The organism is Streptomyces sp. NPDC093111 (assembly GCF_040683955.1).
In the GTDB taxonomy this organism is placed as follows: domain Bacteria; phylum Actinomycetota; class Actinomycetes; order Streptomycetales; family Streptomycetaceae; genus Streptomyces.
In genome coordinates this window covers 311,986-324,930 of the sequence record NZ_JBFBNW010000001.1, presented here as the reverse complement: position 1 = coordinate 324,930, position 12,945 = coordinate 311,986, and the positions used below count along the sequence as shown (strand labels likewise).

The 12,945-nt window shown below is 73.7% G+C and carries 13 protein-coding genes; 6 read left to right on the top strand and 7 right to left on the bottom strand.

Annotation, left to right across the window (positions count from 1 at the left end):
* The first annotated feature begins 37 nt into the window (after window positions 1-37).
* The gene (locus tag AB0Q96_RS01525) at window positions 38-961 is read left to right on the top strand and encodes a LysR family transcriptional regulator (RefSeq protein WP_365320995.1); all 924 of its coding nucleotides are present in this window, start codon (window positions 38-40) and stop codon (window positions 959-961) included.
* Here the strand turns inward: AB0Q96_RS01525 and AB0Q96_RS01520 are convergent.
* Window positions 958-3,735 (bottom strand): FAD-binding and (Fe-S)-binding domain-containing protein, encoded by a 2,778-nt coding sequence (locus AB0Q96_RS01520; protein ID WP_365320994.1) that lies wholly within the window; start codon window positions 3,733-3,735, stop codon window positions 958-960. The genes AB0Q96_RS01525 and AB0Q96_RS01520 overlap by 4 nt on opposite strands.
* Before the next feature lie 51 nt (window positions 3,736-3,786).
* On the opposite strand from AB0Q96_RS01520, the gene serC reads away from it, so the two are divergent.
* Together serC and AB0Q96_RS01510 are read left to right on the top strand one after the other, a co-directional pair.
* Window positions 3,787-4,905 (top strand): phosphoserine transaminase, encoded by a 1,119-nt coding sequence (gene serC / locus AB0Q96_RS01515; RefSeq protein WP_329422935.1) that lies wholly within the window; start codon window positions 3,787-3,789, stop codon window positions 4,903-4,905.
* 200 nt (window positions 4,906-5,105) lie between these two features.
* Window positions 5,106-5,717 (top strand): hypothetical protein, encoded by a 612-nt coding sequence (locus AB0Q96_RS01510; protein ID WP_365320993.1) that lies wholly within the window; start codon window positions 5,106-5,108, stop codon window positions 5,715-5,717.
* Between the two features lie 24 nt (window positions 5,718-5,741).
* Here the strand turns inward: AB0Q96_RS01510 and AB0Q96_RS01505 are convergent, their stop codons facing one another.
* Window positions 5,742-6,725, bottom strand: a complete 984-nt coding sequence (locus tag AB0Q96_RS01505) for a WD40 repeat domain-containing protein (RefSeq protein ID WP_365320992.1) — start codon at window positions 6,723-6,725, stop codon at window positions 5,742-5,744.
* A 79-nt stretch (window positions 6,726-6,804) separates the two neighbouring features.
* Between AB0Q96_RS01505 and AB0Q96_RS01500 the strand changes: the two genes are divergently transcribed.
* A complete protein-coding gene (locus AB0Q96_RS01500; protein ID WP_365320991.1) occupies window positions 6,805-7,500 on the top strand; it encodes a GDSL-type esterase/lipase family protein in 696 nt (231 codons plus the stop codon).
* 47 nt (window positions 7,501-7,547) lie between these two features.
* On the opposite strand, the gene AB0Q96_RS01495 is transcribed toward AB0Q96_RS01500, so the two are convergent.
* Window positions 7,548-7,961, bottom strand: a complete 414-nt coding sequence (locus AB0Q96_RS01495) for a carboxymuconolactone decarboxylase family protein (RefSeq protein ID WP_365320990.1) — start codon at window positions 7,959-7,961, stop codon at window positions 7,548-7,550.
* A gap of 18 nt (window positions 7,962-7,979) precedes the next feature.
* Between AB0Q96_RS01495 and AB0Q96_RS01490 the strand changes: the two genes are divergently transcribed.
* Complete coding sequence (locus AB0Q96_RS01490) at window positions 7,980-8,528, top strand: MarR family winged helix-turn-helix transcriptional regulator (protein WP_365320989.1); 549 nt, start codon at window positions 7,980-7,982, stop codon at window positions 8,526-8,528.
* Window positions 8,529-8,562: 34 nt separating this feature from the next.
* Here AB0Q96_RS01490 and AB0Q96_RS01485 read toward each other — a convergent pair whose 3' ends face one another.
* Window positions 8,563-9,552 carry an aldo/keto reductase gene (locus AB0Q96_RS01485; RefSeq protein WP_365320988.1) on the bottom strand — a complete coding sequence of 330 codons (990 nt, stop codon included), beginning with the start codon at window positions 9,550-9,552 and terminating at the stop codon, window positions 8,563-8,565.
* 174 nt (window positions 9,553-9,726) lie between these two features.
* Window positions 9,727-10,335 (bottom strand): RNA 2',3'-cyclic phosphodiesterase, encoded by a 609-nt coding sequence (thpR, locus tag AB0Q96_RS01480; protein ID WP_365320987.1) that lies wholly within the window; start codon window positions 10,333-10,335, stop codon window positions 9,727-9,729.
* Window positions 10,336-10,379: 44 nt separating this feature from the next.
* Here thpR and AB0Q96_RS01475 point away from each other — a divergent pair, with 44 nt between their 5' ends.
* Entirely contained in the window at window positions 10,380-10,892 is a 513-nt protein-coding gene (locus AB0Q96_RS01475; protein WP_365320986.1) for a GNAT family N-acetyltransferase, read from the top strand.
* A 145-nt stretch (window positions 10,893-11,037) separates the two neighbouring features.
* Here AB0Q96_RS01475 and AB0Q96_RS01470 read toward each other — a convergent pair whose 3' ends face one another.
* Both AB0Q96_RS01470 and AB0Q96_RS01465 read right to left on the bottom strand, forming a co-directional pair.
* Window positions 11,038-12,417, bottom strand: coding sequence for an MFS transporter (locus tag AB0Q96_RS01470; RefSeq protein ID WP_365320985.1), 1,380 nt, complete (start codon window positions 12,415-12,417; stop codon window positions 11,038-11,040).
* Window positions 12,418-12,443: 26 nt separating this feature from the next.
* Entirely contained in the window at window positions 12,444-12,887 is a 444-nt protein-coding gene (locus AB0Q96_RS01465) for a MarR family transcriptional regulator (RefSeq protein ID WP_365320984.1), read from the bottom strand.
* Between the last annotated feature and the right edge of the window lie 58 nt (window positions 12,888-12,945).

The window sequence follows — 12,945 nt, the reverse complement described above, 5'->3', positions numbered from 1 at the left end:
TGAAATGCCGATTGGTCTGCGGTTATGCTCCGAAGACATGAGCCGGACGAACATCGAGCTCCGCCACCTCCGCTGCTTCCTCGCCATCGCGGAGGAAGGCACCCTCACCGCTGCCGCCACCCGCCTGCACCTCACCCAGCCGGCCGTCTCCCGCACCCTCGCCGCCCTCGAACGGCACCTCGGCGCCCGGCTCGTCGACCGCAGCACCCACCACCTCGCGCTCACCCCCGAGGGGCGGAGCTTCCACGACCGGGCCACCGCCGCGGTCACCGCCTTCGACGCGGCCGTCGACCCGGATCTCCTCCGGCGCCGCCCGCTGCGCCTGGGCCACGCCTGGTCGGCCTTCGGCCCGTACACGACCCCCCTGCTGCGCCGCTGGCAGGCCGCGCACCCCGGCACCCCGCTCGAACTCCTCCGCATCGACGACCGCACCGCCGGCCTCCTGCGCGGCGAGGTCGACGCGGCGCTGCTGCGCGGGCCGGTCGGGATCCCGGGCCTGGCGACCGAGGAGCTGCTCACCGAGGAGCGGGTCGCGGCGGTCCCGGCGGACGGCCCGCTGGCCGCGCGCCCCTCGCTGACCCTGGCGGACCTGGCGGCCGAGACCGCGATCCTGAACCCGGTCTCGGGCACGACCACCCTCGACCTGTGGCCGGCCGGCGCCCGCCCCCGCACCACCCTGACCGTCGCCAACACCGACGACTGGCTCACCACGATCGCCGCCGGCCGGGGCATCGGCGTCACCTCCGCCTCGACGGCCACCCTCCACCCCCACCCTGGCGTCGCCTACCGCCCCCTGACCGACACCCCGCCGGTGCCGGTCCTGCTGGCCTGGCGGGAGGCCGACCGGCACCCGGCGGTGGGGGCGCTGGCGGAGCTGGCGCGGGAGATCGCGCGGGAGGGACGGGAAGGACCGGCGGAAGGGACGGGGGAAGGGCCGGGAGAAGGGACGGGCGGCCCTTAGGGGGTGCCTTCCTCCAGCGCCTCCGCGAGGATCTCCGCCGTGTGCACGGCGTGCCGGTCCGGGGCCGTGTGGGCGATCTGGGTGCGGCAGGAGAAGCCGTCCGCGAGGACGACCGCGTGCGGCGGGGCGGCGCGCAGGGCGGGCAGCAGCCGCTCCTCGGCGCAGGCGGCGGAGACCCGTTCGTGGCCCGGTTCGAAGCCGAAGTTACCGGCGAGCCCGCAGCACCCGCCCGCCAGCTCGCCCGCCAGGCCGGCCCGTTCGCGCAGTCTGCGGTCGGCCGCGTCGCCCAGGACCGCGTGGTGGTGGCAGTGCGTCTGGCCGGTGACCGGGCGGGCGATCCGGGGCGGGGTCCAGTCGGGGGCCAGCTCCTCCAGGGCCTCGGCGAAGGTGCGGACGGAGGCGGCGAGGAGGGCGGCGCGCGGGTCGTCCGGGAGGAGTTCGGGGAGGTCGGAGCGGAGGGTGGCCGCGCAGGAGGGCTCCAGGACGACGACGGGACCGGGGACGGCGAGCCCAGCCCCCTCCCCGGCCAGCACGTCCAGCGTCCTGCGCATCACCTTGCGGGCCGCGTCCAGGCGGCCCGTCGACACATAGGTCAGGCCGCAGCAGACCCGGCCGGGCGGCAGGGTGACGCCCAGTCCGGCGTCCTCCAGGACGCGGACGGCGGCGCGGCCGGCGTGCGGGGCGAGGTGGTCGGTGAACGTGTCCGGCCACAGGGTGAGCGCCGGGGCCCGGTCCGAGGCGCGGTCGCCGAACCAGGAGGTGAACGATTCGCGCGCCGCCCTCGGCAGGGCCCGTTCCGGTGTGACGCCCGCGAGCCGGGCCGCGAAGGGCAGCCGCATCGCCGCGTTGAGGGCGGGGCCGACGTGGTCGAGGAGGCGCGGCAGGCCGCCCATCGTCCAGTGGGAGCGGGGCCGCGCCCAGGGGCGTCCCGCGTAGTGCTCCGCCAGGAACCGCGCCTTGTACGCGGCCATGTCGACGCCCGCCGGGCAGTCGCTGCGGCAGCCCTTGCAGGACAGGCACAGGTCGAGCGCCTCGCGGACCTCCTCCGAACGGGCGCCGTCCGTGATGATCTCGCCGAGCGCCATCTCGTGGAGCAGCCGGGCCCGGCCGCGCGTGGAGTGCCGCTCCTCCCCGGTCGCCCGGTACGAGGGGCACATCACGTCCGAGCCCGAACTCGGGCCTTCCGTGCGGCACTTGGCGACTCCGACGCAGCGGGCGACCTCGCGGCCGAGGCCCACCACGGGCAGCTTCGGGAAGCGCAGCCCGGAGTCCAGCGGCTCGGGGCGCACCAGCATGCCGGGGTTGAGGCCGCCCGCCGGGTCCCACAGGTCCTTGACCGCGCCGAACAGGCCGACGAGCTCCTCCCCGTACATGCGCGGCAGCAGTTCGGCGCGCGCCTTGCCGTCGCCGTGTTCGCCCGAGAGGGAGCCGCCGTGCGCGACGACGAGCTCGGCCACCGCCTCGGAGAAGCGCCGGAAGTGCCGTACGCCGTCCCCCGTGTAGAGGTCGAAGTCGACGCGGACGTGGACGCAGCCGTCGCCGAAGTGCCCGTACGGGGTGCCCCGCAGGCCGAACTCCCCCAGCAGCGAGCGGAACGCGCGCAGGTACGCGCCGAGCCGCGCGGGCGGCACCGCGCAGTCCTCCCAGCCGGGCCACGCCTCCCCGCCGTCCGGCATCCGGGTCGCCGTCCCCGCCGCGTCCTCCCGGATCCGCCACAGTGCCCGCTGCCCGGCGGGGTCGGCGACCAGCAGGGAGTCCAGGGCGTCCGCCGCCCGGGCCAGCGCGGCGGCGGCCGGGGTGCCGTCGACCTCGACGAACAGCCAGGCGCCGCCCCGGGGCAGCCCGGCGGACCCGCCGCGCACGAGGTCGGCGGCCATGCCCTCCACGGTCAGCGGCCCGTACGGCAGCAGCCCCGCCGCCGCGTCCGCCGCCGCGCCCTCGTCGGGGTAGCCGAGCACGAGGAGGGCCGGTTCCGCGGGGAGCGGGACCAACCGCAGCTCGGCCTCGGTGACCACCCCCAGCGTGCCCTCGCTGCCGCACAGCAGGCGGGCCACGTCCGCGCCCCGCTCGGGCAGCAGCGCGTCCAGGGCGTAGCCGGAGATCCGGCGGGGCAGGCCGTCGGGGTAACCGGTGCGCAGGGGCGCCAGGTTGCGCCCGATCAGCTCGCGCAGTCCGGCGGGCGCGCCCTGCCAGTCCCGGCCGGCGCGGAGCCGTTCGCCGCCGTAGGTGAGGACGTCGAGACGGCGGACGTTGTCGGCGGTCGTGCCCCAGGCCACCGAGTGCGATCCGCAGGCGTTGTTGCCGATCATTCCGCCGAGCGTGCAGCGGCTGTGCGTGGACGGGTCGGGGCCGAAGGTCAGCCCGTGCGGGCGGGCCGCCTCGCGCAGCCGGTCGAGGACGAGGCCGGGCTGGACGACGGCGGTGCGCGCCTCGGGGTCGAGGGAGACGAGCCCGCGCAGGTGCCGGGTGAGGTCGAGCACGACACCCGTTCCGGTGGCCTGTCCGGCGATGGACGTGCCCCCTCCCCGGGGGACGACGGGTACCCCGTAGGTGCGGCAGACGGCGAGCGCCGCGGCCACGTCGTCGGCGTCCCTGGGGGCGACGACGCCGAGCGGGACCCGCCGGTAGTTGGAGGCGTCCATCGAGGTCAGGGCGCGGGCGGTGGTCGTGAAGTCGACCTCGCCGGCGACCGCCGCGCGCAGGGCGTCGGCCAGTTCCGGTGCCGTTCGTTCGTGTGATCCCACGACCACAGAGTGTCTCAGTCCTTGTCTCATCGGGCGGACATGCCTCAACCTCGTCCGCGTCGACCCGATACGCTCCGCCTCGTGGCCGATATCCAGATTCCCGCTGACATCAAGCCCGCCGATGGCCGTTTCGGCGCGGGCCCCTCCAAGGTGCGGACGGAGGCGCTGGACGCCCTGGCCGCCACCGGCACCTCCTACCTCGGTACGTCCCACCGCCAGGCCCGGGTCAAGGACCTGGTCGGCGAGGTGCGTACCGGCATCAGTGACCTGTTCTCGCTGCCCGAGGGCTACGAGGTGATCCTGGGCAACGGCGGTTCGACCGCCTTCTGGGACGTCGCGACCCACGGTCTGATCGAGAACAAGTCGCAGCACCTCACCTTCGGCGAGTTCTCCTCGAAGTTCGCGAAGGCCGCGAAGCTGGCCCCGTGGCTGGCCGAGCCGACCGTGATCTCCGCCGACCCGGGCACCCACCCGGAGCCGGTGGCCGAGGCGGGCGTCGACGTCTACGCCTACACCCACAACGAGACCTCCACCGGTGTCGCCGCCCCGCTGAAGCGGGTCGCGGGCGCCGACGAGGGTGCGCTCGTCCTGGTCGACGCGACCTCCGGCGCCGGCGGTCTGCCCGTCGACATCGCCGAGACGGACGTCTACTACTTCGCCCCGCAGAAGTCCTTCGCGGCCGACGGCGGTCTGTGGCTGGCGGCCTTCTCCCCCGCCGCGCTGGAGCGCGCCCAGCGCGTCCACGCCTCGGGGCGGCACATCCCGGAGTTCTTCAGCCTGCCGACCGCGATCGACAACTCGCTGAAGAACCAGACGTACAACACCCCGGCGCTCGCGACCCTCTTCCTGCTCAACGAGCAGCTGAAGTGGATCAACGGCCAGGGCGGTCTGGACTGGGCCGTGGCCCGTACGAAGGAGTCCTCGGACGCCCTGTACGGCTGGGCCGAGGAGTCCAAGTACGCGACCCCGTTCGTCACCGACCCGGCGAAGCGTTCGCAGGTCATCGGCACGATCGACTTCGCGGACGAGATCGACGCGGCGGCCGTCGCCAAGGTGCTGCGCGCCAACGGCATCATCGACACCGAGCCGTACCGCAAGCTGGGCCGCAACCAGCTCCGCATCGCGATGTTCCCGGCGATCGACCCGGCGGACGTGCGGGCCCTGACGGCCTGCGTCGACTACGTGATCGAGAAGCTGTAACCCACGGCACCCGCACCACCCGAGGGCCCGGCGCCGGATTCGTCCGACGCCGGGCCCTCGCGCGTCCGCCGGAATCCGCCCGCCCGTTTGCGCGCGCCGCACAGCTTTTCGGCGCCCCTCGCCCATGCCGGCGCCGCGCCGGCCCCCGCACAGTGGTGGCCGGCACCGTGCCGAGGTGTGGGGAGCGGAAGGGCAACACAGTGACGAAGCACGGAATCTTACGGTCCGGCGGGCCGGGCAGGATCCTCGCCGCCCTCGTCGTGGCCCTCCTGGCGTTCGTGGCCACCCCGGGCAGCGCGGGCGCCGCCGACGGGGCCCGCGCCGCCGGACCGCGCGCGGAGTTCGCCGCGCAGGCGGCGGGTGCCGGGCTGGACGCCGCGCAGGCCAGGGCGCTCCAGAAGCGGGTCGACGGCTACCTGGCGCGCTCCGGGGGCACCCAGACCGGTGCCAACACGATCGCCCTGCCCGGCGGCGAGCTGGTGCTCGCCCTGCCGGGCGAGCGGACGGCCCGCGACCTCGACGCGACGGCGGTCCCGGACGGCCCGGAGGACCCGATCGCCGGCTGCCGCTACTCGTACGTGTGCGCCTACATGTACGAGAACTTCACGGGCGACCGGTTCGACATGTTCACCTGCAACAACCTGTTCCGCATCACCTGGAACACGACCGGCTCGTGGATCAACCACCAGCGCTCGACCCTGTACGCGCGGTTCTACGACCGGGACAAGATCGTCCGCTGGACCTCGGACGGCGGTCTCGACTACGACGCCTCGGCCGACTGGCGCTGGGTCTGGTACGTCAGCCCCTGCTGACCCGCCGCCCGTCCGGGCCCCGGCTCAGTCCTTCCGCAGCAGGCGCTTGACGCCGAGCACGAGGACGGTGGCGCCGGCGAGGACGAGGAAGCCGAGGGTCGCGTTGCCGGTGCCGCCCTCGGCGGGGGCGGCGGACGGGGAGTCGGGGGAGCCGCCCGAGCTGCCGGAGGGCTTCCCCGAGGGGCTTTCGGCACCGCCGGGGCGGTCCACCCGGATCACCCGGCTCTTCTTCCCCTCCGAGCCGAACATGAGGGCGGAGCCGTCCGGCGTGTACGTCACGGACTCCGCCTGGCCCTGGAAGGGGGCGCCGACGGCGGTGCCCCCGTCACCGAGGCGCCCGTCCTTCCAGGCGTACTCCTTGGCCGTGAAGTAGCCGCGCAGCACGAGCCGGTCGCCGGACGGGGAGAAGGCGCCGTCGGTCACCCAGGGGACCTCGTCGACGCGGCGGAAGACGTTGGTGCCGGAGGTGGTGAGCCGTTCGGGGCCCTGGTAGAGGCCGCCGCCGTCCTCGTTCTTGCTGGCGATGTAGACCCGGCCGGTCTTCGGATGCACCATCAGCGCCTCGGCGTTGCGGGCCCCGTCGGCGTACTTCACGTCGTACTGGGTGGCCCGGACGGTCTGGTCCTTCAGCTCCTTCGGCTCGGGGAAGCGGTAGATCCAGACGTGGTCCCAGGAGCCGTCGAGGTTGTCGCCGATGTCGCCGACGTAGATGTCGCCGTCCGGGCCGACGGAGATGCCCTCCATGTCGCGGGGGGTGCCGACGCCCTTCATGGTGAGGGTCGCCACCGTCTCGCCGGTGCGGGAGTCCACCCCGTAGATCAGCGGGGCGTCCTGGTCGTTGTGCGTCCAGTAGATACCGGGGTGCGCGCGGCTGGCGGCGAGGCCGCTGGACTCGGTGATCCGCGGGTCCTCGATGGTGAAGTCGCGGTCGGCGTCCGCCGCCGCGGCGGGAACCGCCGAGAGCAGGACGAGGGCCGCCGTTCCGAGAGCGCACAGAGCAGGTCGCATGGGCTCCAGCCTGCCACGGCGGTCCGGGTGTCGGGGATCACGTCGCAGGGCCCGCCGCCGGTCGGTGATGATGGTCGCCATGCGTTTTCTGTTCGTCGGCGACAGCATGACCATCGGGCGCGCCGGCGACTTCACCTGGCGCCACCGCATGTGGCAGCACCTGGAGACCGTCCTGCCCGGGGCGTACGAGATCGTCGGCCCGCGTACCGCGCTGTACGAGACCGGGGCCGACGCGGCCGTGTCGTACGCGTACGCCGATCCGCTGTTCCCGGCCGGGGCCCGCCGCCATCTGGCCGGCTGGGGCGAGGGCTGGCTGCACATGGCGCCGCTGATCGGCCCGACGGTGACGGCGACCGGCGCGGACGTGCTGCTGATCTCCCTGGGCCTGATCGACCTGGGTTTCTACACGAACAGCGACCAGACGGCGGACAACGTCCGCGCCTTCCTGGCCGCCGCCCGCGCGGCGAACCCCCGGGTCAGGGCCGTGCTCCTGCCGGTCATCCCGAACGTGCGGGCCGAGGCCGAGCCGGCCTTCGCCGCCGAGTGCGCCCGCTTCAACGAGCTGCTCGCCAAGACCGTCGCGGACCTGGAGTCGGCGGCCTCGCCGCTGCTGCTCGGCTCGGTGCCGGAGTCGTACGACATCCACACGGACACCTACGACGGGACCCACCCGGGCCCCACGGGCGAGCACAAGCTGGCGGCGGCCTTCGCCGACGCGATGCACCAGGCGTGGGGGCTGGGCGGCCCGTACCGGGGCCGGTCCGTACCCGGCTAGTCCCTACCGGGCCGGTCCGTACCCGTCCAGTCGCCACCGGACGGGCATCAGGCCGCTCTCGTCAGGCGGTTGGCGAAGGTGGAGACCGTGTACGTCCCTATGCCGAGGACGACCTCCAGCGCGTTCTGACGGGTGTAGCCGTGGGCGAGGAACGCCTCCAGCTCGGCGTCGGACACCGCGCCCGAGGCGGCCAGCACCTGGAGGGTGAACCGGCGTACGGCGTCGAGCCGTTCGGGTGCGGCGGCCGGGCCGAGGGCCGCGAACTTCGCCTCGTGCATGTCGACGCACAGATGGCACTGGTTGCGGGCGGCGACGGCGAGGACGACGGTCTCGCGGGAGTGCGGGTCGAGGGTGGTCGACTCGAAGATCTCGCTGAGCTTGAGGAAACCGTCGAGGAGGTGCGGCGACTCCTTGAGGAGGGCGACGGCGTCGGCGGTACGGCGGGACAGGTCCTGCGGCATGGTGACTCCCCCGGTACGATGGACAACATGGTTGACCATGTCGATGAGGAAAACGTAAACCAGGTTGTCGATTCGCGCAAGGGGGTTCCCCGGACCGTCCCCGACCCGCCGGGCTTCGAGCTGCCCCTGCTCCTCTTCGCCGGCTTCCGCACCCTCATCGACCGCGTCCACGCCGAACTCGCCCGCCAGGGCCACCCCGACCTGCGCCCGGCGCACGGCTACGCCCTCCAGGCGATCGGCCCCGGCGGTTCCACCGCCAGCGACATCGGGCGCCGCCTCGGCGTCTCCAAGCAGGCCGCCGGCAAGACCGTCGACCGCCTCCTCGCCCTCGGCTACGCCGAACGCACCGACGACCCCGACGACGCCCGCCGCAAACTGGTCCGCCTCACACCCCGCGGCATCGACGCCCTCACCCGCTCCGCCGCCGTCTTCGACGCCCTCCGCGCCGAATGGGCCGCCCGCCTCGGCCGCGACCGCGTCCGCGACCTGGAGAACGCCCTGCGCACGGTCGTCCCCCCGGGCACCACCTCCCGGCTCGACGCGACGAGCTGGCTGGGCGGCGCCTGAGACCCCGGGGGCCCGACGGGCCCCCGGGGCGAGGTCACCAGGCGAAGGCCTCCGGCGACGGGCCCGGGCCCGGGAAGACCTCGTCCAGGCCGGTCAGGAGCTCCTCGCCCAGCGTCACGTCCAGGGCCCGCAGGGCGCCCGCGAGCTGCTCCGGGGTGCGCGGGCCGATGATCGGGCCGGTCACACCGGGGCGGGTGAGGAGCCAGGCCAGGGCCGTCTCGCCGGGGTCGGCGTCGTGCTTGGCGAGCAGGTCCTCGTACGCCTGGAGGCGGGCGCGCGCCGCCGGGTCGGCGAGCACCTCGGCGGCCCGGCCGCTGGTGCGCCGGACGCCCTCGGACTCCTTGCGGATGACGCCGCCGAGCAGTCCGCCGTGCAGCGGCGACCAGGGGATGACGCCCAGGCCGTACTCCTGCGCGGCCGGGACGACCTCCATCTCGGCGCGCCGCTCGTAGAGGTTGTACAGGCACTGCTCGCTGACCAGGCCGAGCGTCCCGCGCCGGGCGGCCGTCTCGTTGGCCTGGGCGATCTTGTAGCCGGGGAAGTTGGACGAGCCCGCGTACAGGATCTTGCCCTGCTGGACGAGGACGTCGATCGCCTGCCAGATCTCCTCGAAGGGGGTCAGGCGGTCCACGTGATGGAACTGGTAGACGTCGATGTGGTCCGTGCCGAGGCGCTTCAGGCTCGCGTCGACGGCCCGGCGGATGTTCGCCGCGGACAGCTTGTCGTGGTTGGGCCAGGCCGCGCCGTCGGGGCCCATGTTCCCGTAGACCTTGGTGGCGAGGACCACCTTGTCGCGGTGGGCCGGGTCCTTGGCGAACCAGGAACCGATGATCTCCTCGGTGCGGCCCTTGTCGTCACCCCAGCCGTAGACGTTGGCGGTGTCGAAGAAGTTGAGCCCCGCGTCGAGCGCGGCGTCCATGATCGCGTGACTGGTGGCTTCGTCCGTCTGCGGTCCGAAGTTCATCGTGCCGAGGACGAGTCGGCTGACCTTGAGTCCCGTGCGTCCGAGCTGCGTGTACTCCATGGACGCCAAGCCAACGCCTTCGAGTGCGCTCGAAGCAAGGGACTTCCGGGGCGCGCCGGGGCTCCGCGCCGCGGCGGGTCAGCTCACCACGGAGGCCACCGCGATGATCGCGAACATCAGTACGAGCACGCCGGCCATGATCCGGTTTCGGGTCTTCGGGTCCACCCTCCGAGATTAACCCGGACCGGCCGGCCCGCTGTCCCGCCCCCGCCCGTTCGCCGCCCCGCCCAGCGCCCATGTGTCCAGCGTCTCGTACCGCGGCTGCTCGCCCGGCACGCCGCCGGCCGGCAGGTTACTGCGCACCAGCGCCAGCTCCCCGACCTCCCAGCGGGTCCCCTCGAAGGCCGCCAGGGCGGCGACGAAGGGCCGCAGGTCCAGGTCGGTGCGGGAGCGGGCGACCGTCAGGTGGGCCTGGTAGCGGCGGTGCTCGTCCATCGGGACGCCCGCCCGCCGGGCCGCCGCGTCCGCGCGCTCGGCGAGCAGCCGCAGCTCGTCCAGGTCGCCCGCCGCGCCCGCCCACAGCACCGCCCGCCCGAAGTGCCCGCCCCGGTGCAGCCGGAGCGGGAAGGGCGCCGTGCGGTGCGCGGCCCGGCCGAGGCGGGCGCGCAGGTCCGGCAGCAGCGCCTCGTCGACCTCGCCCATGAACGCCAGCGTGAAGTGCCAGCCGGGCCGCGAGGTCCAGCGCAGCCCGCCGGCGCCGGGCAGCCCGGCGAGCAGGTCGACCTCGGCGGCGAGCTCGGCGAGCTGCGCGGGCGGCGGCACGACGGCGGCGAAAAGCCTCATACGGCGAGTGTGGCAGGGAACGCGCGGGGACTAGCCTCTGCGGGATGGACACCGCGATCACGATCAGGAAGGGCGGGGCGGCGGACGTCCCCGCGATGCTCACGATCCTCGACAGCGCCGTCGGCTGGCTCAACGGCAAGGGCATCACCGCCCAGTGGGGCACCGAGCCGTTCAGCTCCCGCCCGAAGACGGTGGAGCTGGTCGAGCGGGTCGCCGGCGAGGGCGTCCCGTGGATAGCCGAGATCGACGGGGTGCCGGCCGGGACGCTGACCCTGACCCCGCACCCGGGGCAGTACGTGGCGCCCGCCGGGGAGCCGGAGCAGTACGTCCGCTTCCTCGCCACCGACGGGCGCTTCCACGGGTACGGGGTGGGCGCGGCGCTCCTCGCGCACGCGGCGGAGGAGACGCGGCGCCAGGGGGTGTCGCTGCTGCGGGTGGACTGCTTCGCGGGCAGCGAGGGGCGGCTGGTCGCGTACTACGAGCGCCAGGGGTTCACGCGGACGGAGACCTTCGCGGTCGGCGACTGGCCGGGGCAGGTGCTGGAACGGCGGGTGTGAGCGGAGGCCGGCGCCCCGTGGCGGGTCACAGGCTCGGAGAGCCTAGGCCCGGCACGGGGCGCCGTCCGTTGTGCCCACCCTCCCCCAGACTTCGTCCGGGGGGACCCCCAGCCCAGCGGAACGATTGCCCACAACGGGGGCGTAGCTACGCCGCCGCCACCAGCCTCTCCCGCGGTACGAAGCGGACCCGCGGGTGGCCGTGGTGCCAGCCCATGGCGACCTTGAGGCCGCCGACGCGGGCCAGGACCAGGCCGATGACGGCCGCCGCGGCCAGGGAGACCAGGCCGCCGGCCGCGAAGCCGACGCGGGCGCCGTACGTGTCGGTGATCCAGCCGAGCAGCGGGGCGCCGATCGGGGTGCCGCCGGCGAAGACCATCATGTAGAGGCTCATCACCCGGCCCCGCATGACCGGGTCCGTCGCCATCTGGACGGCCGAGTTCGCGGTGATGTTCACCGTGAGGCCGATCATGCCGATCGGCACCAGGAGCAGCGCGAACAGCCAGAACGACGGCGAGAGGGCGGCGGCGATCTCCAGGGCGCCGAAGACGCCCGCCGCGATGACCAGCATCCTCAGCCGGGTGGAGCCCCGGCGCGCCGCGAGCAGGGCGCCCGCGAGGGAGCCGGCCGCCATCAGCGTGTTGAGGAAGCCGTACGCGCCCGCTCCGACGTGGAAGACCTCGCTGGAGAAGGCCGTCAGCCAGATCGGGAAGTTGAACCCGAAGGTGCCGATGAAGCCGACGAGGACGATCGGCCAGATGAGGTCCGGCCGTCCCGCCACGTACCGCAGGCCCTCGCGGAGCTGTCCCTTGCCGCGCGGGGCGCGCTCCACCTTGTGGAGCTCGCCCGGCCGCATCAGCCAGAGCGCGACGAGCGGGGCCAGGAAGGAGAGGCCGTTGATGAGGAAGGCCCAGCCGCTGCCGACGCCGGCGATCAGGACACCCGCGACGGCGGGGCCGACGAGCCGGGCGGACTGGAAGTTCGCCGAGTTCAGCGAGACCGCGTTGCGCAGCTGCTCGGGTCCGACCATCTCGGAGACGAAGGCCTGCCGGGCCGGGTTGTCGACCACGGTGACCATGCCGAGCAGGAAGGCGACCAGGTAGACGTGCCAGACCTGGACCTGTCCGGAGAGGGTGAGGACGGCGAGGGCGAGGCCGCAGAGGCCGAGCGCCGCCTGGCTGATCATCAGCAGGCGCCGCTTGGGGCAGCGGTCGGCGATGACGCCGCCGTACAGCCCGAACAGCAGCATCGGCAGGAACTGCAGGGCCGTCGTGACGCCGACGGCCGCGGCGGAGCCGGTGAGGCTCAGGACCAGCCAGTCCTGGGTGATCCGGGCCATCCACGTACCGGTGTTGGAGACGATCGCTCCGGTGAAGAACAGCCGGTAGTTCCGGATCGAGAGCGAGGAGAAGGTGCCCTTGCGGGTGTCCTTGCGGGTGTCCTTTTCCCTGCTTCGGCGGGTGCGCGGGTGCGCGTAGGTATCGGGTTTATGGACGGGTGCGGAGTCTGCTCCGGGTCCCGTACTCAAAGTGCGTCGCCTCCTCGGCTGCGGGGTCAGAGATGGGCGAGCTTCTCCAGGACCGGGGCGGCCGCGCGCAGCTTGGCCCATTCGTCCTCGTCCAGACCCTCGGCGAGGGAGGCCAGCCAGGCGTTCCGCTTGCGGCGGGACTCGTCGAGCATGGCCTCGGCCTGCTCGGTCTGGCGGACCACCTTCTGCCGGCGGTCGTCGGGGTGCGGCTCCAGCCGGACCAGTCCCTTGGCTTCGAGCAGCGCGACGATGCGGGTCATCGACGGCGGCTGGACGTGCTCCTTGCGGGCCAGCTCGCCGGGGGTGGCGGAGCGGCAGAGCGACAGGGTGCCGAGCACCGACATCTCGGTGGGGCTCAGCGATTCGTCGACGCGCTGGTGCTTCAGGCGTCGGCTCAGCCGCATCACGGAACTGCGGAGCGCGTTCACGGCCGCGACGTCGTCGGCGGTGCCGTGGGACAGGTCAGGCATGGTCCTTAGCGTAACTCATTACTCTTCCTAAAGACCAATCGAAAACGTGTAGCCGCCA